26 protein-coding genes are annotated in these 26,161 nt (G+C 66.7%); 19 read left to right on the forward strand and 7 right to left on the reverse strand.

The window, feature by feature from the left end:
* From MTBSS4_RS06045 to MTBSS4_RS06055, 3 genes are read right to left on the reverse strand one after another with little or no spacing between them, the layout of a single operon-like run.
* The gene (locus MTBSS4_RS06045; protein ID WP_217425507.1) at window positions 1-807 is read right to left on the reverse strand and encodes a substrate-binding domain-containing protein; all 807 of its coding nucleotides are present in this window, start codon (window positions 805-807) and stop codon (window positions 1-3) included.
* Window positions 801-1,544 carry an ATP-binding cassette domain-containing protein gene (locus MTBSS4_RS06050; protein ID WP_254432407.1) on the reverse strand — a complete coding sequence of 248 codons (744 nt, stop codon included), beginning with the start codon at window positions 1,542-1,544 and terminating at the stop codon, window positions 801-803. The genes MTBSS4_RS06045 and MTBSS4_RS06050 overlap by 7 nt, the downstream gene beginning before the upstream one ends.
* Window positions 1,541-2,245 carry an ABC transporter permease gene (locus tag MTBSS4_RS06055; RefSeq protein WP_173982498.1) on the reverse strand — a complete coding sequence of 235 codons (705 nt, stop codon included), beginning with the start codon at window positions 2,243-2,245 and terminating at the stop codon, window positions 1,541-1,543. The genes MTBSS4_RS06050 and MTBSS4_RS06055 overlap by 4 nt, the downstream gene beginning before the upstream one ends.
* A 160-nt stretch (window positions 2,246-2,405) precedes the next feature.
* Between MTBSS4_RS06055 and rimO the strand changes: the two genes are divergently transcribed.
* A complete protein-coding gene (gene rimO, locus MTBSS4_RS06060) occupies window positions 2,406-3,758 on the forward strand; it encodes a 30S ribosomal protein S12 methylthiotransferase RimO (protein ID WP_173982499.1) in 1,353 nt (450 codons plus the stop codon).
* 27 nt (window positions 3,759-3,785) lie between these two features.
* On the opposite strand, the gene gltA is transcribed toward rimO, so the two are convergent.
* A complete protein-coding gene (gltA, locus tag MTBSS4_RS06065) occupies window positions 3,786-6,782 on the reverse strand; it encodes an NADPH-dependent glutamate synthase (protein WP_217425508.1) in 2,997 nt (998 codons plus the stop codon).
* 169 nt (window positions 6,783-6,951) lie between these two features.
* Between gltA and MTBSS4_RS06070 the strand changes: the two genes are divergently transcribed.
* The 11 genes from MTBSS4_RS06070 to MTBSS4_RS06120 all read left to right on the forward strand — a co-directional run bounded on the left by MTBSS4_RS06070 (window position 6,952) and on the right by MTBSS4_RS06120 (window position 14,460).
* Window positions 6,952-7,152 (forward strand): hypothetical protein, encoded by a 201-nt coding sequence (locus MTBSS4_RS06070; RefSeq protein WP_173982500.1) that lies wholly within the window; start codon window positions 6,952-6,954, stop codon window positions 7,150-7,152.
* Window positions 7,153-7,245: 93 nt separating this feature from the next.
* A complete protein-coding gene (locus MTBSS4_RS06075) occupies window positions 7,246-8,244 on the forward strand; it encodes an FAD:protein FMN transferase (RefSeq protein WP_173982501.1) in 999 nt (332 codons plus the stop codon).
* A 5-nt stretch (window positions 8,245-8,249) separates the two neighbouring features.
* A complete protein-coding gene (locus MTBSS4_RS06080; RefSeq protein ID WP_173982502.1) occupies window positions 8,250-8,759 on the forward strand; it encodes a SoxR reducing system RseC family protein in 510 nt (169 codons plus the stop codon).
* Window positions 8,760-8,781: 22 nt separating this feature from the next.
* Window positions 8,782-9,363: an electron transport complex subunit RsxA gene (gene rsxA, locus MTBSS4_RS06085; RefSeq protein WP_173982503.1), complete on the forward strand. Its 582-nt coding sequence runs from the start codon at window positions 8,782-8,784 to the stop codon at window positions 9,361-9,363.
* A 13-nt stretch (window positions 9,364-9,376) separates the two neighbouring features.
* Window positions 9,377-9,913 carry an RnfABCDGE type electron transport complex subunit B gene (locus MTBSS4_RS06090; RefSeq protein WP_173982504.1) on the forward strand — a complete coding sequence of 179 codons (537 nt, stop codon included), beginning with the start codon at window positions 9,377-9,379 and terminating at the stop codon, window positions 9,911-9,913.
* 12 nt (window positions 9,914-9,925) lie between these two features.
* Complete coding sequence (gene rsxC / locus MTBSS4_RS06095) at window positions 9,926-11,392, forward strand: electron transport complex subunit RsxC (RefSeq protein ID WP_173982505.1); 1,467 nt, start codon at window positions 9,926-9,928, stop codon at window positions 11,390-11,392.
* Window positions 11,389-12,465, forward strand: a complete 1,077-nt coding sequence (locus tag MTBSS4_RS06100) for an RnfABCDGE type electron transport complex subunit D (protein ID WP_173982506.1) — start codon at window positions 11,389-11,391, stop codon at window positions 12,463-12,465. The genes rsxC and MTBSS4_RS06100 overlap by 4 nt, the downstream gene beginning before the upstream one ends.
* Window positions 12,462-13,070 (forward strand): electron transport complex subunit RsxG, encoded by a 609-nt coding sequence (gene rsxG, locus MTBSS4_RS06105; RefSeq protein ID WP_173982507.1) that lies wholly within the window; start codon window positions 12,462-12,464, stop codon window positions 13,068-13,070. Before MTBSS4_RS06100 ends, rsxG begins: the two co-directional genes overlap by 4 nt.
* Window positions 13,070-13,744, forward strand: a complete 675-nt coding sequence (locus tag MTBSS4_RS06110) for an electron transport complex subunit E (protein ID WP_173982508.1) — start codon at window positions 13,070-13,072, stop codon at window positions 13,742-13,744. The genes rsxG and MTBSS4_RS06110 overlap by 1 nt, the downstream gene beginning before the upstream one ends.
* 18 nt (window positions 13,745-13,762) lie before the next feature.
* Window positions 13,763-14,050, forward strand: coding sequence for an RnfH family protein (locus tag MTBSS4_RS06115; RefSeq protein ID WP_254432408.1), 288 nt, complete (start codon window positions 13,763-13,765; stop codon window positions 14,048-14,050).
* Window positions 14,047-14,460, forward strand: coding sequence for a hypothetical protein (locus MTBSS4_RS06120; RefSeq protein WP_173982509.1), 414 nt, complete (start codon window positions 14,047-14,049; stop codon window positions 14,458-14,460). Before MTBSS4_RS06115 ends, MTBSS4_RS06120 begins: the two co-directional genes overlap by 4 nt.
* 63 nt (window positions 14,461-14,523) lie before the next feature.
* On the opposite strand, the gene MTBSS4_RS06125 is transcribed toward MTBSS4_RS06120, so the two are convergent.
* Genes MTBSS4_RS06125 through MTBSS4_RS06135 form a run of 3 tightly spaced genes read right to left on the reverse strand, consistent with a single transcriptional unit; the run spans window position 14,524 to window position 18,195 of the window.
* Complete coding sequence (locus MTBSS4_RS06125) at window positions 14,524-15,873, reverse strand: sigma-54 dependent transcriptional regulator (protein WP_173982510.1); 1,350 nt, start codon at window positions 15,871-15,873, stop codon at window positions 14,524-14,526.
* Complete coding sequence (locus MTBSS4_RS06130; RefSeq protein ID WP_217425509.1) at window positions 15,857-17,308, reverse strand: HAMP domain-containing sensor histidine kinase; 1,452 nt, start codon at window positions 17,306-17,308, stop codon at window positions 15,857-15,859. Before MTBSS4_RS06130 ends, MTBSS4_RS06125 begins: the two co-directional genes overlap by 17 nt.
* Complete coding sequence (locus MTBSS4_RS06135; RefSeq protein WP_217425510.1) at window positions 17,305-18,195, reverse strand: PhnD/SsuA/transferrin family substrate-binding protein; 891 nt, start codon at window positions 18,193-18,195, stop codon at window positions 17,305-17,307. The genes MTBSS4_RS06130 and MTBSS4_RS06135 overlap by 4 nt, the downstream gene beginning before the upstream one ends.
* Window positions 18,196-18,428: 233 nt before the next feature.
* Between MTBSS4_RS06135 and MTBSS4_RS06140 the strand changes: the two genes are divergently transcribed.
* The 7 genes from MTBSS4_RS06140 to MTBSS4_RS06170 form a co-directional block, all read left to right on the forward strand.
* Window positions 18,429-19,583, forward strand: coding sequence for a 4Fe-4S binding protein (locus tag MTBSS4_RS06140; protein ID WP_173982512.1), 1,155 nt, complete (start codon window positions 18,429-18,431; stop codon window positions 19,581-19,583).
* Between the two features lie 22 nt (window positions 19,584-19,605).
* Window positions 19,606-22,095: a molybdopterin-dependent oxidoreductase gene (locus MTBSS4_RS06145; protein WP_173982513.1), complete on the forward strand. Its 2,490-nt coding sequence runs from the start codon at window positions 19,606-19,608 to the stop codon at window positions 22,093-22,095.
* Window positions 22,096-22,109: 14 nt separating this feature from the next.
* Window positions 22,110-22,859 (forward strand): 4Fe-4S dicluster domain-containing protein, encoded by a 750-nt coding sequence (locus tag MTBSS4_RS06150; protein WP_217425511.1) that lies wholly within the window; start codon window positions 22,110-22,112, stop codon window positions 22,857-22,859.
* A 17-nt stretch (window positions 22,860-22,876) separates the two neighbouring features.
* Window positions 22,877-24,037, forward strand: a complete 1,161-nt coding sequence (gene nrfD, locus MTBSS4_RS06155) for an NrfD/PsrC family molybdoenzyme membrane anchor subunit (protein WP_173982514.1) — start codon at window positions 22,877-22,879, stop codon at window positions 24,035-24,037.
* Window positions 24,038-24,104: 67 nt separating this feature from the next.
* The gene (locus MTBSS4_RS06160; protein WP_173982515.1) at window positions 24,105-24,923 is read left to right on the forward strand and encodes a molecular chaperone; all 819 of its coding nucleotides are present in this window, start codon (window positions 24,105-24,107) and stop codon (window positions 24,921-24,923) included.
* Window positions 24,920-25,480, forward strand: coding sequence for a hypothetical protein (locus MTBSS4_RS06165; protein ID WP_173982516.1), 561 nt, complete (start codon window positions 24,920-24,922; stop codon window positions 25,478-25,480). The genes MTBSS4_RS06160 and MTBSS4_RS06165 overlap by 4 nt, the downstream gene beginning before the upstream one ends.
* Window positions 25,481-25,613: 133 nt before the next feature.
* The coding region (locus MTBSS4_RS06170) for a hypothetical protein (protein ID WP_217425512.1) at window positions 25,614-26,161 on the forward strand (548 nt) is incomplete at its 3' end.

Raw genomic sequence — 26,161 nt, forward strand, 5'->3', positions numbered from 1 at the left:
TTATCTGGCGTCGGGAAAGAACAGCTGTTCCCCGCCGATCTTGAAGCCGGCGATGGCGGCCTGGCCCTTGGGACCGGTCAGCCAGCGGTGCCAGGCGGCCGCGTCGGCGGCCTTGACCCCGGCGTGACGGGCGGGATTGACCAGGATGCTGCCATAGGGATTGAACAGCGTCTTGTCGCCCTCCACCAGGATGGTCAACGCCTGACGGTTCTTGAAGCTGGCCCAGGTGCCGCGATCGGCCAGGGCATGGGCGTTCATGCCGGCGGCGGTGTTCAGCGTCGGCCCCATGCCCGACCCCAGTTCGCGGTACCAGCCGGCGCCGGCGGCCTTGACGTCCACCCCGGCCGTCTTCCAGATGCGAAGCTCGCTGCGATGGGTGCCGGAATCGTCGCCGCGCGAGGCGAAGGGCGCCTTGGCGGCGGCGATGCGCCCGAAGGCCTCGGCCACGCCCCGCCCCTTGATGCCGGCCGGATCGGCCGCCGGCCCCACCACCACGAAGTCGTTGTACATGACGTCGCGGCGATCGATGCCGAAGCCCTCGGCGACGAACTTGTCCTCGCCGGCCCGGTCGTGCACCAGCAAGGCGTCGGCGTCGCCGCGCTCGCCCAGCTTCAGCGCCTGACCGGTTCCCACCGCCACCACCCGCACATCGATGCCGGTCTCGGCCTTGAACAGCGGCAACAGATGGCCGAACAGGCCGGATTGCTCGGTCGACGTGGTGGAGGCCAGGGTGATGAAACGCTCCTGGGCCCAGGCCCCGGGCGACAGCAGCAGCATCGCCGCGAGCATCATGATCCTTGTCAGCATACCAGTTCTCCATCGAGGAAAGCCCGGGCCTGCCCGCTGGCCGGCCCCTTGAAGAAACGCGCCGCCGGCGAGGCTTCAACCAGCCGGCCATGCGACAGGAACACGACCTCGTCGGCGAGGCGCCGCGCCTGCCCCAGATCGTGGGTGGTCATGACGATCTTGGTGCCGGCGACATGGAAGTCCTGGATGGCCAGTTCCACCGCCAGGGTCGAGGCCGGATCGAGCGCCGAGGTGGGCTCGTCCAGGAACAAGATGTCGGGCTCCACCACCCAGGCCCGCGCCAGGGCCAGGCGCTGCTGCTCGCCGCCCGACAGCACCCGCGCCGGCCGCCCCGCCAGACCGGCGAGGCCGAAGCGGTCGAGCGCCTCCAGCGCCACCTCGCGGCGCCGGTGGCGGGGCATTCCCATCAGTCCCAGCACGTAGCGGATATTGTCCAGCGCCGAACGCCGCAGCAGCACCGGGCGCTGGAACACCATGGCCTGACGCCGGCGCACCACCGCCCCGGGCAGCGGCTGTCCAACGCCGCCATCCCAGCGCAGCCGCCCCTCGGTCGGCTCCAGCAGGCCATGGCACAGGCGCAGCAGCAGGCTCTTGCCGGCGCCGTTGGGGCCAAGGACGATGGTGCGCGAGCCCGCTTCCAGCCGCAGGCTGACACCGCTCAGCAGAGTCCGGCCGCCGACCGCGAAACCGACGCCGTCAAGCTCCAGCGGCAGGATGGAATCCATCTCCGCCGTCATCCCATCCTCCGCCGCGCCGCCTGCCCCACCAGGAACACCGCGGCATTCACCGCCGTCACCAGGCCGATCAGGATCAGCCCCAGCCCCAGGGCCAGCGGCAGGTCGCCCTTGCTGGTCTCCAGGGCGATGGCGGTGGTCATGGTCCGGGTCACCCCGCTGATATTGCCGCCGACGATCATCACCGCGCCGACCTCGGCCGAGGCCCGGCCGAAACCGGCCAGCACGGCGGTCAGCAGGCTGAAGCGCCCATCCCACAGCAAGGTCATGACCACGTTCGGCCGCGACGCCCCCAGCGAACGCAGCTGTTCGCCGTATTCCTCCCACAGATCGGCCACCACCTGGCGCGACAGCGCCGCCACGATGGGCAGAACCAGCACGGTCTGGGCCATGACCATGGCTGTGGGGGTGAACAGCAGCCCCATCTCGCCCAGCGGTCCGGCGCGGGACAGCAGCAGATAGACCGCCAGCCCCACCACCACCGGCGGCAGCCCCATGAAGGCGTTCAGCAGCACCACCAGGACGCCGCGCCCGGGAAAGGCGGTCAAGGCCAGCACGGCGCCCAACGGCAGCCCGATCACGGCGGCGATCAGCACCGCCGCGCCCGACACCAGCACCGACAGCCGCACGATGTCGAGCATCAGCGGATCGAAGGCGGTCACCAGCGCCAGGGCGGTGGACAAGGCTGCGGCAAGATCGTGCATTTTCTCCGCTTTCCGGCGTTATTGTGCATTTTTTTCCAATATCGCGAAAGAGAAGAATATCCATGCAGAATCTGAGGCAACTCGCCGCCGCGATTTCCTTGCCTTCCCCCCCGGAAATCCGCTAAGTCACCGCGATCCTCGACAACATTCCGGAACCCCCATGACCACGCCAAGCCCCAAGGTGGGAATCGTCAGCCTCGGCTGCGCCAAGGCCCTGGTGGATTCCGAACGCATCCTGACCCGGCTCAGGGCCGAGGGCTACGACATCTCGGGCAGCTATGACGGCGCCGACGTGGTGATCGTCAACACCTGCGGCTTCCTGGATTCCGCCCGCGCCGAATCGCTGGACGCCATCGGCGAGGCGGTGGCGGAAAACGGCAAGGTGATCGTCACCGGCTGCATGGGCGGCGACGAAAAGACCATCCGCGCCCTGCACCCGGCGGTGCTGGCGGTGACCGGGCCGCAGCAATATCAGGCGGTGGTCGAGGCGGTGCACAAGGCGGCGCCGCCGCTGCACGATCCCAAGCTGTCGCTGGTGCCGCCGGAAGGGCTGCACCTGACCCCGTCCCACTATGCCTATCTGAAGATTTCGGAAGGCTGCAACAATTCCTGCTCGTTCTGCATCATCCCCGACCTGCGCGGTCCGCTGACCAGCCGCCCCGCCGCCGACATCCTGGGCGAGGCCGAGCGTCTGGCCGAGGCCGGGGTGCGCGAATTGCTGGTGATCTCGCAAGACACCAGCGCCTACGGCCTCGACCTCCGCCACGCCGAAAGCCCGTGGCGCGGCCGGCCGGTGCGCGCCCACCTCACCGATCTGGCCGCCGCCCTGGGCGAACTCGGCATCTGGGTGCGGCTGCACTACGTCTACCCCTACCCCCATGTGGACGAGGTCATCCCGCTGATGGCCGAGGGCAAGATCCTTCCCTACCTGGATGTTCCGTTCCAGCACGCCAGCCCCACCGTGCTGAAGGCCATGCGCCGCCCCGCCAACCAGGACAAGGTGCTGAACCGCATCCGGTCGTGGCGCCGGACCTGCCCCGAACTGGCGATCCGCTCCACCTTCATCGTCGGCTTTCCCGGCGAGACCGAGGAGGATTTCGAGGCGCTGCTGGGCTGGCTGGAAGAGGCCGAACTGGACCGGGTCGGCTGCTTCAAGTACGAGAACGTCAAGGGCGCCCCCGCCAACGCGCTGGCCGACCACATCGACGAGGACATCAAGGAGGAGCGCCACCAGCGCTTCCAGGAAGCCGCCCGCCAGATCGCCAACGCCCGCGCCGAGGCCAGGGTGGGAACCCGGATCGAGGTGATCATCGACGAGGTCGACGAGGAAGGCGCCATCGGCCGCACCAAGGCCGACAGCCCCGAGGTGGACGGCGAGGTCTATCTCAACGGCGAGACCGGGCTGGTTCCCGGCGACATCGTCGTGGCCGAGGTCGAGGCGGCCGAGGACTACGACCTGTGGGCCGGTCTGGTCGAGCGCCTTCCCCCTCCCTCCCCCGCGCGGCGGCGGTAGGGGAGAGGGGGCCGCGTTCCGGTCCCGCTACAGCAGGCCGGCCTTGCCCGAACGCCAGCGGGCCCGCTCGGTTTCCAGCATGGCGACGTGCTCGGCCTCCTCGGCGGCCAGCTCGCGATAGAGCTGCCGCGCCGCCGGTTCCTCGCCGGCATCGTCCTTGCGGCCGCTGAAGAACGCCACCGCCCGGCGCTCGAACTCGATGGCGGCGGCGAACAGCGTCTCGGGGTCGTCGAAGCGTCCCTCCTGCCCGGCCAGCGTCACCATCCGCTCCAGCGTCGGCCCGGCCGACGGCGGCGTCACATGATAGCGGCGCGCCAGCGTCGCCATGTGCTCGTCCTCCATCTCGGCCAGCTTGCCCAGCAGGGCGGCCAGCGCCGGGTCGGCGGCGCTGGCCGCCGCCTGACGATAGAAGGCCTTGCCCCCCAGCTCGATCTCGAAGGCGGCGCGGATGGCCTCGATGCCGGCGGGTTCGACCACCCCGGCACGCTCCAGGCGTTCCAGCTCGCCCCCGCACAGCGGACAGCGTCCATGCGGGAAGGCGAAGCCCTCCGACACCTTGCCGCAGCCGCGGCAGCGCCATTGCAGATCGGAATCGGCGCAGCAGATATAGGCCTCGTCGCCGTCCACCGGCTGGTGGCACTTGGGACAGGTGGCGCCGCCGGGCTTGAACGACTGGGCGACCTCGGCCGGCACCGGCCAGACATTCTTGCCCCGGTCCAGCCAGGCGGCGATGGCCTTGGCGGCCTGGCGCCCGGCCCCCATGGCCAGGATGACGGTGGCGCCGCCGGTGACGATGTCGCCGCCGGCGAACACGCCGGGCAAATTGGTGCATTGGGTGGCGTCGTCGACGACGATGTTGCCCCACTTGTTCAGCCCCAGCCCGGGGGTGGCCTGCCCGATGATGGGATTGGCCTTGGTTCCCAGGGCATAGATGACGGTGTCGCAGTCCAGGTCCACCAATTGCCCGGTGGGAACCGGCTTGCGGCGGCCGCGCTCGTCGGGCTCACCCAGTTCCATGCGCTCGGCCTTCATGCCGCGCACGTTGCCATCGTCGTCCACCAGGATCTCGGTGGGAGAGTGCAGGAAGTGGAATTCGATTCCCTCCTCCTTGGCGTGGCGGATTTCCTCGACGCGGGCGGGCGCCTCGGCCTCGGTGCGGCGATAGACGCAGCGGACCAGCGGCGCCCCCAGCCGCCGGGCCACCCGCAGGCAATCCATGGCGGTGTTGCCGGCGCCGATGACCACCACGCTCTTGCCCAGGCCGATGGGGGTGTCGAGATAGGGGAAGCGGTCGCCGCCCATCAGGTTGACGCGGGTCAGGAACTCGTTGGCGGAATAGACCTGGCCGGCGAATTCGCCCGGAATGCCGAGGAAGGCCGGCGCGCCGGCCCCGGCGGCCACGAACACGGCGTCATAGCCCATTTCGCCGGTCAGTTGCTCGATGGTGAAGGTCTTGCCGATCACCTTGTTGGTCTGGAACCTGACGCCGATATCCTTCAGCCGCTGAATCTCGCGGTCGATGATGTCGCGCGGCAGGCGGAAGGCGGGAATGCCGTATTGCAGCACGCCGCCCAGGATGTGCAGGGCCTCGTAGACGGTGACCTCGGCGCCGAACCGGACCAGGTCGGCGCTGGCGGCCAGGCCGGCCGGCCCCGATCCCACCACCGCCACCCGTCCCAGACGGCGGACGTTCTTGGGCGGCTCGGCCTTCGACGGCCGGGCCAGATCGCCGACGAAGCGTTCCAGCCGACCGATGGCCACCGGTTCCAGCTTCTTGTTCTTGGCGATGACGCACAAGGCCTCGCACTGGGTCTCCTGCGGGCAGACGCGGCCGCAGATCGAGGGGAAGATGCTGGATTCGTAGATGGTCTCCAGGGCGGCGTCGACGTCGCGCACCAGGATATTGCGGATGAAGCGCGGAATGTCGATGCCGACCGGACAGCCGATCATGCAGGTCGGCTTGTGGCACTGGATGCAGCGCTCGGCCTCGCGGAAAGCGTCGGCCATGGAATAGCCGAGATTGACCTCCTTGAAGTTGGCGGCCCGCTCCTCGGGATCGCGTTCGGGCATGGGCACCTGATGCGGTTCCAGCGCCGACAGCTTCTTGTAGGTGCGCTTACCCTCGACCACCAGTTGCTGTTCCAGGCTGCACACATGGGCGAAGTCGGCGTTGGCCTTGCTCTCCTGCTCCTTGAAGCGGCGCTGGCGGGCGTGAAGCTCCTTGAAATCCACCAGATGGCCGTCAAAATCGGGGCCATCGACGCAGGCGAACTTGACCTCGCCGCCGACGGTGACCCGGCACGATCCGCACATGCCGGTGCCATCCACCATGATGGTGTTGAGCGACACCAGGGTCTTGACCCCGAAGGGCCGGGTGGTCTCGACGCAGGCGTTCATCATGGGCAGCGGGCCGATGGCCACCACCAGATCGGGGCGGTCGCGCTCGCAGATCTCGGCCAGGGCGGTGGTCACCAGCCCCGGACGGCCATAGCTGCCGTCATCGGTGCAGATCACCAGATCGTCGGCCCAGGCGCTGAACTTCTTTTCCCAGAACACCAGATCGCGGTTGCGGAATCCCATGATGGCGGTGGTGCGGTTTCCCGCCTCCTTGAAGGCGCGAAGCTGCGGGAACACCGGGGCGACCCCCAGCCCGCCCCCCACCAGGACCACATGGCCGGCCTTGGACACATGCTGCGGCAGGCCCAGCGGCCCGACGAAATCGAAGAACTGGTCGCCTTCCCGGTAATCGTCGCGCATCTCCTTGGTGGTCTTGCCCAGCGACTGGATCACCATGGTGATGGTGCCCTTGTCGCGGTCGTAATCGGCCACGGTCAGCGGAATCCGCTCGCCGCCCTCGTACAGGCGCAGCATGACGAAATGCCCCGGCTTGGCCGAACGCGCCACGTCGGGAGCGTGAACCTCCCACAGGAAGGTGGTGTCGGAAAATGCCTCGCGACGGATGATGGGATACATGGGGACCTCGCCGGGACAGTGGGGCGGGAAGGGGGACGCCGACAGTCGCATGAACTGATCCGGGCCGCCGCGACGGCCGCCGGGCACGCCCCCATCCACCCCGGTCAAGGACAGGATAGCCGAACTGATAGTCGGCGCAAAGGAACACTGCGCCCCCTCCAACCCTGCGGATTGCCTCGTCCCGCGCCATGACTGGCATGCCGTCCGGCAAGGCGGTGATTTGCTGCTTATTATTTCATCACAAGGCGACTTCGCCTTCCCCGAAATGCCCATTGCTTTTGTGCGGGAATCCCCACCCGTTTTTGCTGGACGCCCCTCCCCATTGAGGTTGGTTGCGGCGCAGCAACAACACAGCGCATTGAAATATAACAAAATAAAAATAGGCATTGAGATGCGTATTTTGCTTGTCATGGTCGATTGAAGCCGCCACCATATGACATGCCGTCGCCCTGGCGTTTTTTTGAGCAACATCAAGTTTCCGACGAGCACGCCTACTAAGGGGAGCCCTGGGGTCATGACCGTTCGTATGTCTCGCCGCCGCGCCATTACCGTTCTGGCCGCCGCCGCCGGCCTGCCGCTGCTGGTCAGGGCGGGGGACGCCCAGGCGCGCCTTTACCGCTGGGAGGGAACGACGCTGGGGGCGCCGTCCTCCATCCAGCTCTACCATTCGGACGAGACCAAGGCCCGCGCCGCCATCGCCGACGCCCTGGCCGAACTGGCACGGCTGGAGGCGATGTTCAGCGTCTACCGCGCCGATTCCGTCCTGTCGGCCCTGAACCGCCACGGCCGCCTCGACGGCGCCCCGGCCGAATTCATGGAACTGCTGGGCCGCGCCAAGGCCCTGGCCGAGGTCAGCGGCGGAGCCTACGATCCCACCATCCAGCCGGTATGGCGGCTTTATCTCGGTCACTTCACCGCCGCCGCCGACGACCCGGCCGGCCCATCGGCCGCCGACCTGGCCGCCGCCCTGGCGCTGGTCGACTGGCGCGGCATCGAGATCGACGCCGCCGGGGCGCGGGTGTCGCTGGCCCGGCCCGGCATGGCGGTGACGCTGAATTCCGGCGCCCAGGGCTACATCACCGACAAGGTGGCGGCGGTGCTCCGCCGCCACGGCTTCGAGAACATGCTGGTGGACATGGGCGAACCGAGAGCGCTGTCCACCAAGCCGGACGGTTCGGCCTGGCGCATCGGCATCAGCAATCCGGCCGATCCCGGCAAGGCCATCACCGAAATCGACGTGGTCGACAAGGCGGTTTCGACCTCGGGCGGCTACGGCACCGTGTTCGACGCCGACGGCCGGTTCACCCACCTGATCGACCCGCGCACCGGCAGGACCGCCCCGGCCATGCTGGGGGTCTCGGTGGTGGCCGAGACCGCCGCCGTCGCCGACGGTCTGTCCACCGCCATGCTGCTGGTGCCCAAGGAACGCCGCCGCGACGTGCTGCGCGCCGGCGGCGGCCTGTCGGCCATCTACGTCACCCCCGACGGGGTGACCGCGACGGTGACGGCCTGACCGCCATGGGCAACCCGATCGCCTCGCCCTCCCTGGACATGGACGACAGCGGCCTGATCGAGGGCTTCGCCCGCGTCGTCGCCATCGAGGGCGGCCGTCCGTGGCTGGAGCCGGAGCAGACCAAGAGCTGCGGCTCGTGCGCCTCGGCGGGATTGTGCAGCGTCGGCAAGGACGCCGTCACCGCCCGCGCCCTGGCGGCCCGCCGCTTTCCGCTGCCGGCCGGCCTCGGCCTCCGGGTGGGCGAGAGGGTGGTGGTCGGCGTGCGCGACGACACCGTGCTCAAGGGCGCCCTGACCGCCTACGGCATCCCGCTGGCCGGCATCATGGCGGGCGGCATCGTCGGCCAGGAATGGGGGGGCTCCGACGCCTTGGCCGCCCTCGGGGCGGTGGCCGGCCTGGCCGCCGGCCTGATGCTGTCGCGCATGGTGGCCGCGTACCTGTCGGCTCGGGGCGCGCTCACGCCCCATTTCCTGCGTCGCGCCGGCGAGCCGCCGGCCAGCGCGAGCTGTCACTGAGGGGGAACAGGAATTGCCCGCCGTGGAACACTACCTTCTGCTGATCATCAGCGCCGCGCTGGTCAACAACGTCGTTCTGATGCGCTTTCTCGGCCTGTGCTCGTTCATGGGGGTGACGACCCGGGTCGACACCGCGCTGGGCATGGGGGTCTCGACCACCTTCTGCCTGACCGTCTCGGCCATGCTCAACTGGGGAATCGAACGCTTCCTGCTGGAGCCGAACAACCTCGGCTATCTGCGCACCGCCAGCTTCATCCTGATCATCGCGGCGGTGGTGCAGTTCACGGAATCGGTGGTGCGGCGGGTGTCGCCGGCCATGTTCCAGCTTCTCGGCATCTATCTGCCGCTGATCGCCACCAACTGCGCGGTGCTTGGCGTCAACCTGCTGCTGGTCGAAACCAAGATGAGCTTCATCGAGAGCGGGCTGTTCGCCCTGGCCTCGTCGCTGGGCTTCACCCTGGTGATGGTGATGTTCGCCGGATTGCGCGAACGGCTGGCGCTCGCCAACGTGCCGCGCCTGTTCGACGGCCCGCCCATCGGGTTCATCACCGCCGCCCTGCTGTCGCTGGCGTTCATGGGTTTTTCCGGAATGAGCGCGAATTAGGAGGTCTGCTGTCATGCTGTTGGATGTCGGAAGTCTGGCCGTCATGGGAGTGACGCTGGGGGCCGTCCTCGGAACCGCCGCCAAGCTGCTGGCGGTTCCCCACAACCCGCTCGAGGAAGAGATTCTGGAAATGCTGCCGGGTTCGCAATGCGGCCAGTGCGGCTTCGTCGGCTGCGCCCAGTACGCGGCGGCGCTGGCCAAGGGCGCGGCGCCGGTGACGCTGTGCCCGCCGGGCGGCAAGGGAACCATCGAGGCGCTGGCCCACAAGCTGGGCGTGACCCCGGACATGGGACAGCACAAGGAAACCGTGCCCCAGGTCGCCTTCATCGACGAGGACCTGTGCATCGGCTGCCTGCGCTGCATCGGCGAGTGCTGCTCCGACGCCATCGTCGGCGCACCGAAGCAGTTGCACACCGTCATCGCCGACGCCTGCCACGCCTGCACCAAATGCGTCAAGGTCTGCCCGACCGAGGCCATTTCCATGCACGCGCTGCCGCCCTCGATCACCGCCTGGCACTGGCAGAAGCCAGGCGACCCCATGCGTCATTAGGAGCGGCGGCCGATGAAGCTGTTTCCCATCATGGGCGGTATCCACCCGGAGCACCGCAAGGACCTGACCAGCGAGAAGGCCATCGTCGCCATGCCCATGCCGGCGACGCTGTTCCTGCCGTTGCAGCAGCACATCGGCGAACCGGCCGCCCCCACGGTGGAGGCCGGATATCTGGTGAAGAAGGGCGAATTGCTGGCCCGCAGCGACGGCGCCATCTCGGCCCCGATTCACGCCCCCACCTCGGGGCGGATCAGGGCCATCGCCGAGATCACCGCCCCGCACCCGTCCGGCCTGCCCATGCCGACCATCATCCTGGAGAGCGACGGCAAGGACGAATGGACCGACCTGCCCCCTCCCATCGACGATCCCTTCGCCGCACCGCCGCAATCGATCCGCGACCGCGTCGCCGAATGCGGCATCGTCGGCATGGGCGGCGCCACCTTCCCGTCGGCGGTCAAGCTGGGGCTCGGCACCCAGCGCAAGCTTGAGGTGCTGCTGCTGAACGGCGCCGAATGCGAACCCTACCTTACCTGCGACGACCGCCTGATGCGCGAATACGCCGACGAAGTGATCGACGGCGCCCGCATCATGGCCCACGCCCTGGGCGCGCCGAGGGTGATCGTCGCCATCGAGACCAACAAGCCCCAGGCCATCGAGGCCATGGCCAAGGCCGCCGCCGCCACCGACAACGTCACCATCGCCAAGGTCCCCGCCCGCTATCCCATGGGCGGCGAGCGCCAGTTGACCCAGGCCGTCACCGGCCTGGAAACCCCGGCGCGCAAGCTGACCGCCGACATGGGCGTGGTGGTCCACAACGTCGCCACCGCGCGGGCGGTGCACGACGCGGTCCGCCTGGGCCGGCCCCTGATCTCGCGCATCGTCACCGTCAGCGGCGGCGCCGTGCCCAATCCCGGCAATATCGAGGTGCCGCTGGGGGTCAAGGTCTCGGAACTCCTGGCGTTCTGCGGCGGCGCCGACGGCGCGGCGCGCTTCGTCAGCGGCGGGCCGATGATGGGCCAGCCCCTGCCCAGCCTGGACGTGCCGGTGGTCAAGGGAAGTTCGGGCATCCTGGCGCTGACCAGGGCCGAGACCCGGGAAAGCGAACCGCAGCCCTGCATCCGCTGCGGATCGTGCATCGCCGCCTGTCCCTGCGGGCTGGTGCCGATGCAGATGGCCGCCTTCATCCGCGCCGAAAAGATGGCCGAGGCGGTCAGGATCGGGGTTCAGGATTGCGTGTCCTGCGGGTCGTGCACCTATGTCTGCCCGTCCCACATTCCGCTGGTGCAGTACTTCCGCTACGCCAAGGGCCGCCTCGCCACCCAGGACCGCGAGCGCCGCAAGAACGAACAGACCAAGGCCCTGGTCGAGGCGCGCAACGCCAGGCTGGAACGCCTGGCCATGGCGAGGCGCGACGCCGCCGCCCGCGCCAGGGCGCCGCAACCGGAAACGGCTCAAGAGGCAGGCAGGATCGCCCCATGAACACGGTCGTCGAGAAAAGCGGACCCTACACCCACGGGGCCAACAGCATCCAGCGGACCATGTTCACGGTGCTGGCGGCGCTGGTGCCGGCCACCTTGTTCAATCTCTATCTGTTCGGCTGGCCGGCCATCTTCCTGTTCGCGATGACCATGGCCGCCTGCGTCGCCTGCGAGGCCGCGTGCGTCCGCATCGGCGGCGGCTCGCCCGCCAACGCCATCGGCAACGGCTCGGTCCTGATCACCGGCTGGCTGCTGGCCCTCAGCCTGCCGCCCTGGGCGCCCTGGTGGGTGGCGGTGGTCGCCTCGGTGTTCGCCGTCGGCATCGCCAAGCACGCCTTCGGCGGCCTGGGCCAGAATCTGTTCAACCCGGCCATGGTCGGCCGCGTGGTGGTGCTGGTGTCGTTCCCGGTGCAGATGACCGCCTTCGTGCCGCCCAAGCCGCTGTTCTCGGCCGGCGCCCCCGGCTTCATCGAGGGCCTGGGCGTCACCTTCGGGCGCGGCGTCAATCTGGACGGCCTCAGCGCCGCCTCACAGCTCGGCTTCGTCAAGAACGAACTGGCCCGCGGCGTCCCCGCCCACCAGTCGGTGGAGCAGCTGCCCGGCCTGGGCGAACTGATGTGGGGCTTCCACCCCGGGTCGATGGGCGAGACGGCGGTGCCGCTGCTGCTGCTGGGCGGCCTGTTCCTGATGTGGCGCAAGGTGATCACCTGGCACATCCCGGTGGGCATGCTGGGAACCCTGCTGCTGCTGGGAACCCTGTTCAGCGCCATCGACCCCGGCCGTCACGCCGGCGGCCTGTTCCACCTGATCTCGGGGGCGTCGGTGCTGGGGGCGTTCTTCATCGCCACCGACTACGTCACCTCGCCGGTATCCAACGGAGGCCGGCTGGCCTTCGGCATCGGCTGCGGCCTGCTGACCTGGATCATCCGCACCTATGCCGGCTATCCCGAGGGCTTCGCCTTCGCCATCTTGCTGATGAACGCCATGGCCCCCCTCCTCGACCGCGCGTTCCGGCCACGGATGTTCGGCCGCACCCTGAAGGGCGAGCCGCTGCCGCTGGGGAAATTCAAATGAGTGAGATTCGTCCCGCCTGGCTCCACGCGGCCATCCTCGGAGGATTCTGCACCGTCTTCGGAACGGCGCTGGCGCTGACCGACGGCGCCACCAGGGAGCCGATCCGCCAACGCGCCCTCGAAGACAAGATGGCGTCGCTGGCCCAGGTGATTCCCGGAACCATCCACGACAACAACCCGGTCAGCGATTCCATCACCCTGCCCGGACGGGACGGGACCGAGACGGTGGTCTACCGGGCGATGATGGGGAACCGGGCCACCGGATTCGCCTACGAGGTCACCGCCCCGGGCGGTTATTCCGGCCCCATCAAGCTCATGCTGGGAATCGCCCCCGATGGCAAGCTGCTGGGCGTGCGCGTCATCTCCCATAAGGAGACCCCCGGCCTGGGCGACAAGATCGAGGTCGCCAAAAGCGACTGGATCACCCGCTTCACCGGCCTCGGCATGGGCGACCCGCCGGCCGAGAAATGGGCGGTCCGGAAGGATGGCGGCCAGTTCGACCAGTTCTCGGGCGCCACCATCACGCCCCGCGCCGTGATCGGCGGCATCCGCGCCGGCATGGAGTTCTTCGCCGCCAACGCGCCCCGCATGATGGAGACCAGGTGATGTCGGCCGATTACGGACAGATCGTCAAGGACGGATTGTGGAAGAACAACGGCGTGCTGTGCATGATGCTGGGCCTGTGCCCGGCCATGGCCATGACCGGAACCGCCACCAACGGCCTGGGCATGGGACTGGCGACCACGGTGGTCATGGCGTCGTCCAGCCTGATGGTGGCGCTGCTGCGCAACTACGTCACCCACGAGATCCGCATCCCGACCTACATCCTGATGGTGGCGACCAACGTCACCGTGGTCGACATGGTGATGAACGCCTGGCTGCACGAACTCTACAAGGTCCTGGGCCTGTTCATCCCGCTGATCGTCGCCAATTGCCTGCCGCTGGCCCGGATGGAAGCCTTCGCCGCCAAGGAGCGGCCGCTGCCGTCGCTGGTGGACGGAACCTGCGTCGGCCTCGGCTTCACCTTCGCGCTGGTCCTGATCGGCGGCGTGCGCGAGATCATCGGCCAGGGCACCTTGTTCGCCGACGCGGCCCTGCTGCTGGGGCCGGCCTTCAAGGTCATCGAGCTTCGGATCATGCCCGCCGACTGGGGCATCCTGGTCATGATCCTGCCGCCGGGCGCCTTCCTGGTCGCGGGCCTGCTGGTGGTCGCCAAGCGGATGATCGATCTTGCCGCCAGCGGGAAGACCGCTGCCGCCGGCGTCGCCACAAGCGCCTGACGTTAAGGAGAGGAAGACATGCTGAAGGTCGGAGTCGTCTACGCCATACCCGCCCGCCAGTCCTGGCTGACCGTCGACGTGCCGGAAGGCACCTCGGTGCGCGACGCCATCGAGAAGTCGGGCATCCTTCACCAGTTCCCCGAGATAAACCTGGAAAGCCAGAAGGTCGGCATCTTCGGCAAGGCCACCACCCTTGACGCCGTCGTCGAGGAAGGCGCGCGCGTCGAGATCTATCGCCCCATCACCGCCGACCCCAAGACCGTCAGGCGGCGTCCCAGGGAAGCCGCCGAAGGAGTCGCGGGATGACCACCCAGGATCTGACGGTGGCCCAGGCGGTCGCCTATGCCGTGCTCTACGCCCTGGAAACCGAGGCCGGCGCGTCGTGGAAGACCTGGGCCCACATCTGGCTGAAGGGCGACGACCGCTCCGCCACCTCGGCGCATCAGGCCACCGGCATGGCCGAGACCCAGGCGGCCCGGCACGCCGCCATGGCGGCCCGCCTGCTGGCCGAGGCCTGCCAGTTCCAGACCGAGGCCGCCATGCTGACCTCGGAGAACCGCAACGCCCTGTGGCAGATGGACCAGTACGACCAGCGGCAGTCCCAATGCCTGCACGAGGTCACCGAATCCCTGCACGCCTCCACCAGCGCCTCGCCGCCGGCGCCGGACTGCCCCCGCGACAACTCGCTGCGGGCCAGGGTGGTCCGCGAGTTCTAGCAGGCTGCTAGGTTCGAGACTCAATCAGGCCCACCAGATGACGATAGCCGCGAGCGCCGGACATCACCCCTCCTTGTCACGGATTCCAAGGCGGCGCAGCTTCTCCCAAAGGGTCTTGCGGGTAATTCCCAGCACCTCGGCGGCATGGCTCATATGCCCCCCATGCCGTTCCAGGGTCATGAGGAGATAGTCGCGCTCGCAGGCCATCAGATATTCGGCCAGCGATTCCGAGGCGCGCGACGACGTCTCCCGGTCCCCGTCGAAATTCCGGCCGAAGAATGCCTCGGCGTCGAGCAGCGGACCGCTGGACAGGATGCAGGCGCGTTCCACCGCATGCCGCAATTCCCGGATATTGCCGGGCCAGGCGTAGTTCATCAATGCCTGCTCGGTTCTCGGGTCGAGCCGCCGGGCCTCGTCGGGATGCTTCCGATTGAACTCGTCCACGAACTTGCGCACGAACCAGCGGATATCGTCCCGCCGCTCGCGCAGCGGCGGGATATGGGTATGGATGACGTGGATGCGGTAATAGAGATCCTCGCGGAACTGGCCGGCCCCGACCATCGCCTTCAGGTCGCGATGGGTGGCGCAGACCAGACGGAATTCCGAGGACAGCAACGCCTCGCCCCCCAGCCGGACGAACTTCCTCTCCTGAAGGACGCGCAGCAGCTTGGCCTGCATCAGGGGCGGCATCTCGCCGATTTCGTCCAGGAACAAGGTGCCGCCATCGGCCTGTTCCAGATAGCCCCGCTTGGATTTGACCGCCCCGGTGAAAGCGCCGCGTTCGTGGCCGAACAATTCCGCCTCCATCAGCGATTCCGGAATCGAGGCGCAGTTGACCGCGATGAAGGGAGCGCCGTCGCCGAAAGCGTGATGATGGAAAAGCTGGGCCACATGCTCCTTGCCCACTCCGGACTCGCCGGTGATGAGCAGCGCCTGGGTGTGCCGGGCGAGGCGGGGCAGAGACCCGGCGATCCGCCGCATGATCGACGACACGCCCAGGGACTCGTCGGCGGTGCCGGCGCCGGCGCCGAAATCGCTCGCCAGGGTGGAAACCTTCTGGACCAGCACGTCGACATCGAACGGCTTGGTGACGTAATCGGCCGCGCCGGCCTTCAGCAGTTCCACCGCCTGATCGATGGTGCCGTAGGCGGTCATGAACAGGAAGGGAGGAAGCATCGGCTGGCGTCGCGTCAGTTCGAGAAACAGTTCGCCGCCGTTGCGATCCGGCAGGTGGAGGTCGCTGACGACGATGCCGAAGCGGTGGCCGGCGATGGCCGCCTCCGCCTCGGCGGCGGTGCGGCACCACGTTACCTCGAACCCCTCGAATCCAAGAAGCTGGACGAGCGATTCCCCCATGATCTCGTCGTCCTCGACCAGGCACAGGCGTGGCCGCGTCTCAGACGGATTCGACATAGAAGATCTCGATGCTGAACGTGGTGCAACCGGGCTCGCTTTCCACGAAGATGCCTCCCTTCAATTGCTGGACGATCTGGTAGACGATCCACAGGCCGAGACCGTGACCCTTTTCCCGGCTGCTGGAAAAGGGTTCGAACAGATAGGGCATCCGCTCGTCGGGAATGTGCTGGCCGTCGTTGCAGACCGACAGCCGCAGCAGGCCATCCTCGGCCGAGAGGCCGACCCGGACGTGACCGCCCTCGCCGGCGGCGGTGATGGCGTTGAGCAGGAGGTTGAGCAGAATCTGCCGCAGCAGCGTCGCCGGCAGCGGAACCGTGGAGGTCAGGGGCGAGGCCACGGTGATGGCGACCGAGCGGAGATGCGCCTCCGCCTCGATCAGGATCAGCAGATCCTCGACGTCGGCGGGCGAGAAATCGCGGTCCTCGGTCCGGGTCTCGACCAGCAGGGCGGCGACGGTATTGCGGATTTGGGAGATGCCGCGCTCCAGTAGCGCCAGGGTCTGGTTGGCCATGGGATCGGCGCCACCGTGGCGCTGATAGGTCTTGATGGCGGTGAGCATGCCACCCAGCGGATTGTTGATCTCGTGGGCGATGCCCGCCGATAGGCGGCCCAGGGCGGCCAGCCGCTCGGAGACCAGCATCTGGCTTTCCAAATCCTGCTTGTTCTTGAGTTCTCCCACCATGCGGCGGAAGGCGTCGCCCAACTGGCCGATCTCGTCCCGGCTTCTGGGCAGCTTGGCCAGACGCGCCACCTCCAGGTCCTCGGGGACCTGGCGCATGGCCTCGGACAGCGCCAGCAGCGGCGCGCCGGTGCGCCGGGCCCACAGCCACGAAATCGGCAGCAGGACGATCAGCACCAGCAGGGTCACCGCCGCCACCCGTCGGACGAGGTCGAAGTAGCGCGGCAACAGGGCCGACTTGGCATAGCCCAGCACCACTTGCCCCAGCCGTTCGCCATCGGCGGTCAGGGGCGACACCACGAAGTACAGCGACGACCCGGACGGCTCCACCACCTGCTGCTCGACATCCTCGCCCCAGGATATGGCGGTGATCAGCGATTCCAGATCGCCCCCCAGATCCTGGGGGCGGGCGCCGATCGGAAAGTCGCGCGGCCGGCTGGCGACGAACACCCGCCGCTCGGCATCGAGCACCAGCATGACCTCGGCCTGAAGTTCCGGGGCGGCGGGATGGGCCTCGCGCGATAACTGGAGTATCTCGAAGGCCCGCCACAGATCGTCATGCAGCACCGGGGCCACCAGGGTGCTGGCCAACAGGCGCCCGATACTCTTGGCGTGGGTGTCCAGGTTCTGGCGCATATCCTCGTAATCCCGCGCCAGCAGGGCCACGGTGACCGCCAGGGCGGTTCCCAGCACCGCCCCCATCACCCGGAGAGGTATCTTCCAGCGCAGAGACAGGTCGAAGAACAGGGTCACGGCCGATGCACCCTCTCGACCATGCGCACGATGCCGTCGTATAGCCCGGGATGGCCCTCGACGAAGCCGTCCAGGCGCAACCTGCCCAGCAATTCGCGCCCCTGGAGATCGTCCTTCATTCCCAGCAGCACGGAACGGAATCGCCGCAACTCGTCCTCGGGAATGGAATGGCGGGCGAGGAACGGGGGATGGCCGAGAAAGGGCGACTTCTCGACGATGCGGGTGGCGCCGGCCAGATCGGGCCGGACCTCCGCCAGGGTTTCCCAGACATACCCGTCGACGGCGCCGCCGCTGGCCAGGCCGATGCTGACCGCCTCGACCACCTTGCGGTGCGACCAGGTGAAGAAGGTCCGGGAAAAGAACGTGGCCGGGTTGATTCCGGCCGAGATCAGCGCGTACTGGGGGTAAAGGTATCCGGAATTGGAATCCGGGTCGGAATAGGCGAACACCGTGCCGCGCAGATCGGCCAGGGCGCGGATGCCGGGATTGTGGGCGTCGGTGATCAGGTAGGACTGGTAGAAGGGTTGCCCGTGCCATAGCGGCACCGCCACAAGCCGCATCTCGCGCTGGTGGCGGACATAGGGGTAGCCGCACAGCCAGGCGAAATCGATCTTGCCGGCACGGATCAGGTCGACCACCTCGCGGTAATTGCCACGCTGGACGAAGGCCACCGGCCGGGCCAGCTGTTCCTGGAACCATTCCCGCCAGCGGGCGGTGAAGCTCATCTGGTCGTCGAGGAATACCGGCGTCAGGCCGATCCGCACCGTTCCCTTTTCAAGGACGGCCGCCTCGGCGGCTCGGACCGTCAGCAACGGTAATCCGGACAGCGCCGACACGCCGCCGGCCTGCGCCAGGAATCGCCGGCGTCCGATACCTTCCCTGTTCAAGGAGCGTTCACGGGTCATGCCGGCGATGATAGGGGGAGACGGGCCGTTCCGCCATCATCCGCATGGAAAATTTTAGGGTGTTACGCCAGCGTAACACATTGCAATGCAACAATTTCATCGGATGTTACGCTGCGGGAACGCCGGGCCTCGCGATGGTGTCCGAAAACCCGCACGAACACTGTGGTCATGCCTCCACCCCACCGGATGGCCCGGAACTTGCGGAGGGTCCGGCCATGACCACGACCGCCGCGCATCCCCTGCCCAACGCCGCCGATTCTTCGAGTGAGTCGCGGTCCCGCCTGCGCGTGGAGGCGGCGTCCTGCCTGTCGGTGCGCTATCCCGGCCATGAATGCGGCCTGTGCGAGAACGCCTGTCCCGTCGCCGCCGTCAAACTGGAGGAAGGGCGGCCGGTGGCGGGGGGGGAATGCCTCGGCTGCGGCCAATGCGCCGCGCGCTGTCCGACCTCGGCGCTGTCGGCCGGGGGATTTTCGCTGCCGTCTTGTCCTCCGACCGACGCCGTGACGGTGTTCATCGATTGCTGGCGGGTCGCCGTCCCTGACTCGCCCCACGGCGCCATCCGGGTTCCCTGTCTGGCCGGACTGGGCGCCGGCTGGCTTCTGGCCCTGTTCGATGCCATCGGCGAACGGCCGATCTGCCTGTTGGACCGCGGCGGTTGCCTCGATTGTCCCGCCGGCCCCGGCATGGCGTCGCTACGCGACACCCTGGATGAAATTCGGGCGCTGCTGGAAGAATGCGGCATCACCGGCGAAACCGTGCCCAAGCATGTCGTCCGACCGGCCCGGCACCCCCTTGCCCCGGCGATTCCCACCTCGGCCGACGCGATGCCGCTGGGCCGACGCGGCTTTTTTCGCGATCTGCTGGGCGGCGCGGTCCGCATCGCCGCCGAAACCAGTCAAGACCACCGCCCCACCCCTCCGCTTTCGCTGCGCCAGCCGGTCCAACCGATCGACCGGATGCGGATCGTGACGTCCCTGACCCGCATCGCCGCCCGGCATGGTCGGCGAGTCCCGCCGCAGGCCTTGCCGCAATTGTCGCTGGCCGAGTGTGACGCCCGCGGACTGTGCGCCGGGCTGTGCCCGACCGGGGCGCTGCGCCGGATCGGGGATGGGAACGGCGCCGAACTGCGCTTTCACGCGGCGCTGTGCGTTTCGTGCGGGCAATGCGCCCGCGCCTGTCCCGACCGGGCCATCGCCTTTTCGCCATTCGGCGGACAGGCCGTGGTCGAGGTGCTTGGCCGCTGGGCGGCGCGGGACTGCGCCGCCTGCGGCGCGGCGTTCTTCGGAGCGGGTGGCGACCTGTGTCCGGACTGCGTCAAGGAAACGAACCTGCAACACGGGATGACGGCGCTGTTCCAGCCGTCGGCATGAGGATAACAGGGAGGAGACTGAGATGGACGATCACACCACGAAAGTGACACGCCGGCGCTTTCTAAAGGCGTCGGGAGTGGCGGCGGGCGCGACAGGAACCATCCTGGGCGCCGGACAACTGACCGGGCTGAAGCCCCTGTCCGAGGCCCACGCGGCCGAGGCCGGCGGCGGCCAGACCATCGTCAACAAGAGCATCTGCGGCCAGTGCCCGGCCCGCTGCGGCATCGACATCTACACCACCAACGGCCGGGTGCACGCCATCTATGGCAACAACGACCATCCGATCGCCAATGGCAAGCTGTGCCCCAAGGGCCATCTTGGAACCTACATCCTCTACGATCCCGACCGCTTCAAGGGACCGATGAAGCGCACCAATCCCAACAAGGGGCGCAATGAAGACCCCAAATTCGTCCCCATCAGTTGGGACGAGGCCTTCAAGACCGTGGCCGATCGCCTGAACGCACTGCGCGACAAGGGCGAATCCCACAAATTCGGCCTGTTCTTCGGACGCGGCTGGGGCGCTTCGGACGTGGGCGTCAACATCGTTCCGTTCGGTCAACTCTACGGTTCGCCCAACGCCCCCATCGGCCACTCTTCCATGTGCTCCGACGGCTCGGTGCTGGCCAAGCAATGCACCGACGGCAATGCGTCCTACAATTCCTACGACTACCGCAATGCCAATTACCTGTTGATCTTCGGGGCCAACTTCCTCGAAGCGTTCCGCCCCTACAACAACAACATGCAGGTGTGGGGCTATATCCGGCGCGAGAAGACGCCACGGACCAGCGTCACCTATGTGGACGTCCACATGAACGCCACCGCCGCCGCCGCCGACCGGGCGTTGCTGGTCAAGCCCGGCACCGACGGCGCCCTGGCCCTGGCCATCGCCCATGTCATCCTGACCGAAGGGTTGTGGGAACGGAGCTTCGTCGGCGACTTCAGCGACGGCGTCAACCGTTTCAAAACCGGCGAATCCATCGACCCATCAGGCTTCACCGAAAAGTGGACCCACGGCCTGGCGCAGTGGTGGAACACCGAGTTGAAGGACCGCACGCCCAAATGGGCCGAGGGGATCACCTCTATTCCCGCCGACCTGATCGTCAAGACGGCGCGCGAGTTCGGCACCACCCGGCCGGCCATCGCCCTGTTCGAGCGCGGCGCCCACAACCACAGCAACGGCGTGCTGAACGGCATGGCGATCCATTCGCTGAATGCCCTGGTCGGCTCGCTGTTCGCCGAGGGCGGGCTGGCCTACCAGATGGGACCGGCCTATGGCCCCGCCCCGGCCGACCCCAAGGACTACATGGACGACTACGCCAAGAACGGGCCGCACAAGAAGATGCCGCGCATCGACCTGCAAGGGCACGAAGACGGCTATCTGATGGCCAAGAACATGATCCAGGAGGTCGGCACCAACCACCTGGCGGGCAAGCCCTACAAGCTGGACACCGCCATGTTCTACATGACCAATCCCTGCTTCTCGACCCCCAAGGCCAAGGACTGGGAAGAAGCGCTGAAATCCATGTACGTCATCGCCACCTCGCCGTTCCCGGACGAGACGTCGATGATGGCCGACCTGATCCTGCCCGACACCACCTATATGGAACGCTGGCAGGACGCCCCCACATATCCGTTCCAGGGATGGCCGCTGGCCCAGATCCGCACCCCCGCCATCAAGCCGCTCTACGACGTCAAGACCTTCGGCGACACGCTAATCGGCATCGGCAAACTCATCAACGGCCCCACCGGCGAATATTTCAAGAAGATCGAGAGCGTCGAGAACATCCTGCGCCATCTCGCCAAGGGCTTCGAGGCCAATCCCGGCGACAACGGCGTCAAGGATTTCGAGACCTGGAAGGCCAAGGGCTGCTGGTACAAAAAGCCCTATCACTGGCGTCAGGTCAGGGGCGAGTTCTTCGAATGGGACGGCAAGGGCTGGAACAAGCCGATGACGCCGGACGAGGTCAAGGCCAAGCTGCTGAAAACCGCCACCGGCAGGTTCGAATTCGTCTCGTCCTACATGGCGAGCAAGAAGGACTGGGTGCTGAAGGCCACCGGCCGCGATGCAGCCAAGTACAACATGCCGCACTGGGAACCGCCCAAATATACCGGAGGCGGCGACCTCCATTTCATCACCCCCAAGACCGCCATGCACGCCGAAGGCCGTTCGGCCAACATCCCGCAGGCCATCGCCCAGTTCCAGCCGGCCGTCGGCGGCAACAAGCAGGCGCTGGCCGAACTGCATCCCAGCGTCGCCAAGGCCAAGGGCATCAGGAACGGCGACCGGATCAGGATCAAGTCGGACCTCGGAGAAATCCTCGCCATCGCCAAGGTCACCGAACTGACCCGGCCCGATACCCTGGTCCTGCCGTTCGAGCACGGTCACTGGGCCGGCGGGCGCTGGTCCAAGGGCCGCGGCTCGCACGTCGACGAGATCACGCCGCAGCAATCCGACCGCATCTCGGGCATGGCCAACTACTACACCGGCAAAGTGTCGGTTGAAAAAGCTTAAGGGAGGACGCCGACATGGCTAGATGGGGAATGGTCATCGACCTGGCCAAATGCACCGGCTGCCAAGCGTGCAGCACCGCGTGCCAGATGGAGAACAACCGCCTTCCGGGCGAAAACTATCAAGACGTCCTGTATTACACCGAACGCGCCCAGCCGACTCCGGTGCTGAAATGGTTTCCGCGTCCATGCATGCATTGCGAGGAACCGTCCTGCATGCATGTCTGCCCGACCAAGGCGACCTTCAAGACCGAGGATGGAGTGGTCCTGGTCGACTGGAACAAGTGCATCGGCTGCAAGTATTGCATGATCGCCTGTCCGTACGGGGTGCGTTTCTACACCGACGAGAAGCCGACGATCGAGCCCAACGTCAAGGACGTATTTCCCGGTACGGGCGACCTGTCGTGGAACCCGCCCTACAAGGGGCCGCAGCAGGACAACGCCCACGGCGTCGGCATCCAGCCGCACGGCGTGGTGTCGAAATGCACCTTCTGCTACCACAAGATCAGCAAGGCCCCCAAGGGCACCCCCGATCTGTCCAACGACAATCCGGCATTGCGCGAATTCGTGCCGGCCTGCGTGCGAACCTGCGCGCCGACCGCCCGCTATTTCGGCGATATCGACAATCCCAATTCCGAGGTCAGCCGGCTGATTTCGGATCGGAAGGGCGTGCGCCTGCTGGAGCACACCGGCAACAAGCCGCAGGTCTATTACCTGGGCGAAAGCGGTGCGGTGCCGGGCTTCAGCCGTCCTGACAACAAGTCCTGAACCAGGGAGCCATCGTCATGAGCATCATCACTCACGCGCCCGATCAGGCCTCGATCTCGCGCATCTCCAATCTCCGGCTCGGCGTCGGAATCGCCGGCCTGATCGCCGGCCTTGCCGCCGGAATCGGGCTGCTCTCCGGCGGCCACGCCACCTTCAACACCAGCAGCCTGCTGACCTGGGGCTTGCCGGTCTCGACCTATGTGTTCTTCGTCCTGACCTCCACCGGCCTGACCTTCGTCGCCTCGCTGGCCATGGTGTTCGGCATGAAGGACTTCTACCCCATCGCCAAGCGGTGCGTCTGGGGCGCCGTCGTCACCCTGATCATCGGCTTCATCTCGCTGGGGCTGGAGATCGGCAATCCCCTGCGTATGTTGTGGGTCATTCCCACCAACATGGCGGTCTCGTCGCCCATGTGGTGGATGGGACTGTTCTACCTGACCTACGCCATCCTGCTGGTCTGGAAGTTCCACCTGATCAACCAGGGCGACTGGGACAGCTCGCAGAGCCGGATCATCGGCATCGCCTCGTTCGTGGCGGTAATCTTCGCCCACGCCACCCTCGGCTCGGTGTTCGGCATGATGTCCATGCGGCCGTTCTGGTATGGCCCCATGGTGCCGGTCTACTTCCTGATCACCGCCTTCCTGTCGGGGCTGGCCTTCATCATGCTGTTCATCAACCTCGATTACGGCGTCAACCACGCCAACATGTCGGAAGGGGCAGCCCGCGCCATGAGCCGTCAATTGCCCGCCATCTTCGGTGTGGTGCTGGGGCTGGTGATCGTCTTCACCCTGGCCAAGACCATGACGGGCCTGTGGAGCAACGTGCCGGAAAACAAGATCGTCACCCAGTACATCGCCTCGTCCGCCCTGTTCCAGTTCGAACTATGGATCGGCATGGTCCTGCCCTTCATAATGATGCTGAGCTCCAAGAGGCACGAGGCCACCACCCAGGTCGTGGCCGGCGGGCTAGTCATCGTCGCCTTGTTCATCGGCCGCTATGAATACGTGGTCGGCGGACAGTTGATTCCGATGTTCAAGGGCGCCTGGGCCGACGATCTGATCGCCTATGCCCCATCGATAACCGAGATCGGCATCATCATTCTGGCGATCTCGGTCGGGATACTTCTCTACGCCCTTGGCGACAAGAAGCTGAACCTGTCCGACTCCCCCAGGAAATAGTCCCCTGACACTCGGCGGGGCTTCTTCTCCCCGGAGCCCCGCCAATTTTTTGAAACGAGCATCGCCCATGCAGTCAAACGACGAACGATCGCAGGCCCGAGGCGAGTTCTATCTCTGTCTGGCCCACGCCTTTCTGACGCCGGATGGCGAGGGTCTCTGGACCGGCCTGCGCGACGACCTGGCCGACAACCTGGAGGAACTGGGCGACCTGCTCGATTATGGCCTTTCCGGAGAACTGGCCGGCTACCGCTCGGCGTTGGCCGCGATTCCGGACCAGCCGACCCTGCTTCAGGTATACAGCGGGTTGTTTCTGGCACCGCCGCGTCGGGTCAACCTCAATTCCGGACTCTACCTGGACGGAACGGTCAATGGCGGCAGCGTCGCCGCCATGGAGGAGGCCTATCGGATGCGCGGCCTCGAACGTAGCGGTGATTTCAAGGATCTGGCCGATCACGTCGCCATCCAGCTCGAATTCGTCGGCCACGGCTTCACCGCCTGGCCGGAGGTCGCGGAATCCTTCCTCGGCGGCTTCGTCCTCCGCTGGCTGCCGCCCTTTATCGCCGACCTGGAACGCAACGGCGGCGAGACCAATCCCTATCTTCATCTGGCGCGGGCACTGTCTTGCGCCGTCGCACGCGACGCCAAAACTCCGCTGCCCTGCCAGGGCGAGGCCCAGTCCCGCCTGCAAAGCGCCCTCGGCCAGGCCCGGCACAACCGGGCAGAAAGCGGGGTAACCGAGGACGACATGGCCTTCATCGCCCGCCGTCTCAAGGAAAAGGGATTGGCGACCGACCATCTGGCGATTGCGCCGGAACGACGGGACGAGGCGATGGGATTGACCAGGAAGGTGCCACCGGCGCCGCGCCGGGCATTCCGCCCGGGATGAGATGGGGGCTGCTGGTGGCGGCCTGGCTGGCCCTGTCCCCCTCGCCGGCACGCGCCGACATCGACGATTCCGCCTATCAGGCCGGCGAGGCGATACGGGACGAGGAAAGGTTGCGAAGGCTGCGGGGCGACATCGAGGCCGAAAGGGAGCAGGAACGTCGGCGAGCGATCGAGGCTGCGGCCGAAGCCGGGCGTATCCACGCCGAAGCCCAAGCCCGCGAGGCGGCGCGGCCCTATCCGGAACGACTGACCGGGCAGGCGTGCACCCAATGCCATGCGGCCGAGAACTACACCGCCAATCGCCACACCTGGCTGGTCTGGCGCCTGGTGGTGGCCCGCATGGTCTGGCTCAACGAGGCCGATATCCCCCCGGATGCGCAGGCATTGATCGCCTCGCACCTGGCGGCCAGCCATCCCGCGTCGCCGGGCGAGGCTTTCGTGGAGTACGGCGTTCCAGTGGCGAGCGTCCTGATTGTGGCCGGGCTGATCTGGGGGGGCCGGAAACATGTTGCGGCCAAACGTCGACGTTCCGCCAGAACGGGAACACGAGGGATGTGACTTCCAAGAGGGCTTCCCGGCGACACGGTTAGTCCGGCTAATAATGCATAATAAAAAAACAGTATACAACACATTAACAATAGAAGACGACACTATCTGCAAGCAGCGCAACCAAGCCCTATGGAGGAATGCAATGCTGGAAAGATTTAACAACGTCAGCTTCAGAGCTAAGATTGCATGGATGGCATTTGGATTTGTAGTGCCTATCATGTTAATGGGGACTGCATATTTTACATGGAGAGTCTATCAGCTGACAGTTGTGACCGCCGTCAATGGACTGATGAATTTTGTCGACGGCAAGCAGCAAGGCGTCATCCGTTTCCTCGGCCAGAATGAAAAGCTGGCCAAAGAACTGGCGATTTTGGTGGAAGGCGGCAATCAGGATCATGTCGAACGGTTTTTCAGCGCAATCGTCGAGGTTGACCGCTTCAAGATCGAGGACCATCCCTTCAAGGATGAAATATCATCCGGAAAGCGTCCGATCCCCACCATGCACGTCTACCATGCGATCGACTACGTTCAAGATGGCGTGATCGCCCTGTCGTCGGACCCTGGACGCAAGGGATCCCGCCTCTCTCACATCCCCGACCTCCGGCATGGCTATTCCGATGTGTGGAAGGATGGCGATAGGATCATACTCAGCTTCGGCGCCAAGGCTGGGGCGGGAATGGTCTATATCCA

This window comes from Magnetospirillum sp. SS-4, assembly GCF_902729425.1.
In the GTDB taxonomy this organism is placed as follows: Bacteria; Pseudomonadota; Alphaproteobacteria; order Rhodospirillales; family Magnetospirillaceae; genus Phaeospirillum.

Bases quoted from the DNA above. Each gene is read 5' to 3' on its own strand.
- MTBSS4_RS06160 (WP_173982515.1), top strand. From the start codon at position 24,105: ATGCAGTCAAACGACGAACGATCGCAGGCCCGAGGCGAGTTCTATCTC.
- MTBSS4_RS06080 (WP_173982502.1), top strand. From the start codon at position 8,250: ATGGGCAACCCGATCGCCTCGCCCTCCCTGGACATGGACGACAGCGGC.
- nrfD (WP_173982514.1), top strand. From the start codon at position 22,877: ATGAGCATCATCACTCACGCGCCCGATCAGGCCTCGATCTCGCGCATC.
- MTBSS4_RS06115 (WP_254432408.1), top strand. From the start codon at position 13,763: ATGCTGAAGGTCGGAGTCGTCTACGCCATACCCGCCCGCCAGTCCTGG.
- MTBSS4_RS06100 (WP_173982506.1), top strand. From the start codon at position 11,389: ATGAACACGGTCGTCGAGAAAAGCGGACCCTACACCCACGGGGCCAAC.
- MTBSS4_RS06165 (WP_173982516.1), top strand. From the start codon at position 24,920: ATGAGATGGGGGCTGCTGGTGGCGGCCTGGCTGGCCCTGTCCCCCTCG.
- MTBSS4_RS06050 (WP_254432407.1), bottom strand. From the start codon at position 1,544: ATGACGGCGGAGATGGATTCCATCCTGCCGCTGGAGCTTGACGGCGTC.
- rsxG (WP_173982507.1), top strand. From the start codon at position 12,462: ATGAGTGAGATTCGTCCCGCCTGGCTCCACGCGGCCATCCTCGGAGGA.
- MTBSS4_RS06150 (WP_217425511.1), top strand. From the start codon at position 22,110: ATGGCTAGATGGGGAATGGTCATCGACCTGGCCAAATGCACCGGCTGC.
- MTBSS4_RS06090 (WP_173982504.1), top strand. From the start codon at position 9,377: ATGCTGTTGGATGTCGGAAGTCTGGCCGTCATGGGAGTGACGCTGGGG.
- rimO (WP_173982499.1), top strand. From the start codon at position 2,406: ATGACCACGCCAAGCCCCAAGGTGGGAATCGTCAGCCTCGGCTGCGCC.
- MTBSS4_RS06075 (WP_173982501.1), top strand. From the start codon at position 7,246: ATGACCGTTCGTATGTCTCGCCGCCGCGCCATTACCGTTCTGGCCGCC.
- MTBSS4_RS06045 (WP_217425507.1), bottom strand. From the start codon at position 807: ATGCTGACAAGGATCATGATGCTCGCGGCGATGCTGCTGCTGTCGCCC.
- gltA (WP_217425508.1), bottom strand. From the start codon at position 6,782: ATGCGACTGTCGGCGTCCCCCTTCCCGCCCCACTGTCCCGGCGAGGTC.
- MTBSS4_RS06055 (WP_173982498.1), bottom strand. From the start codon at position 2,245: ATGCACGATCTTGCCGCAGCCTTGTCCACCGCCCTGGCGCTGGTGACC.
- MTBSS4_RS06125 (WP_173982510.1), bottom strand. From the start codon at position 15,873: ATGTCGAATCCGTCTGAGACGCGGCCACGCCTGTGCCTGGTCGAGGAC.
- rsxC (WP_173982505.1), top strand. From the start codon at position 9,926: ATGAAGCTGTTTCCCATCATGGGCGGTATCCACCCGGAGCACCGCAAG.
- MTBSS4_RS06145 (WP_173982513.1), top strand. From the start codon at position 19,606: ATGGACGATCACACCACGAAAGTGACACGCCGGCGCTTTCTAAAGGCG.
- MTBSS4_RS06110 (WP_173982508.1), top strand. From the start codon at position 13,070: ATGTCGGCCGATTACGGACAGATCGTCAAGGACGGATTGTGGAAGAAC.
- MTBSS4_RS06140 (WP_173982512.1), top strand. From the start codon at position 18,429: ATGACCACGACCGCCGCGCATCCCCTGCCCAACGCCGCCGATTCTTCG.
- MTBSS4_RS06120 (WP_173982509.1), top strand. From the start codon at position 14,047: ATGACCACCCAGGATCTGACGGTGGCCCAGGCGGTCGCCTATGCCGTG.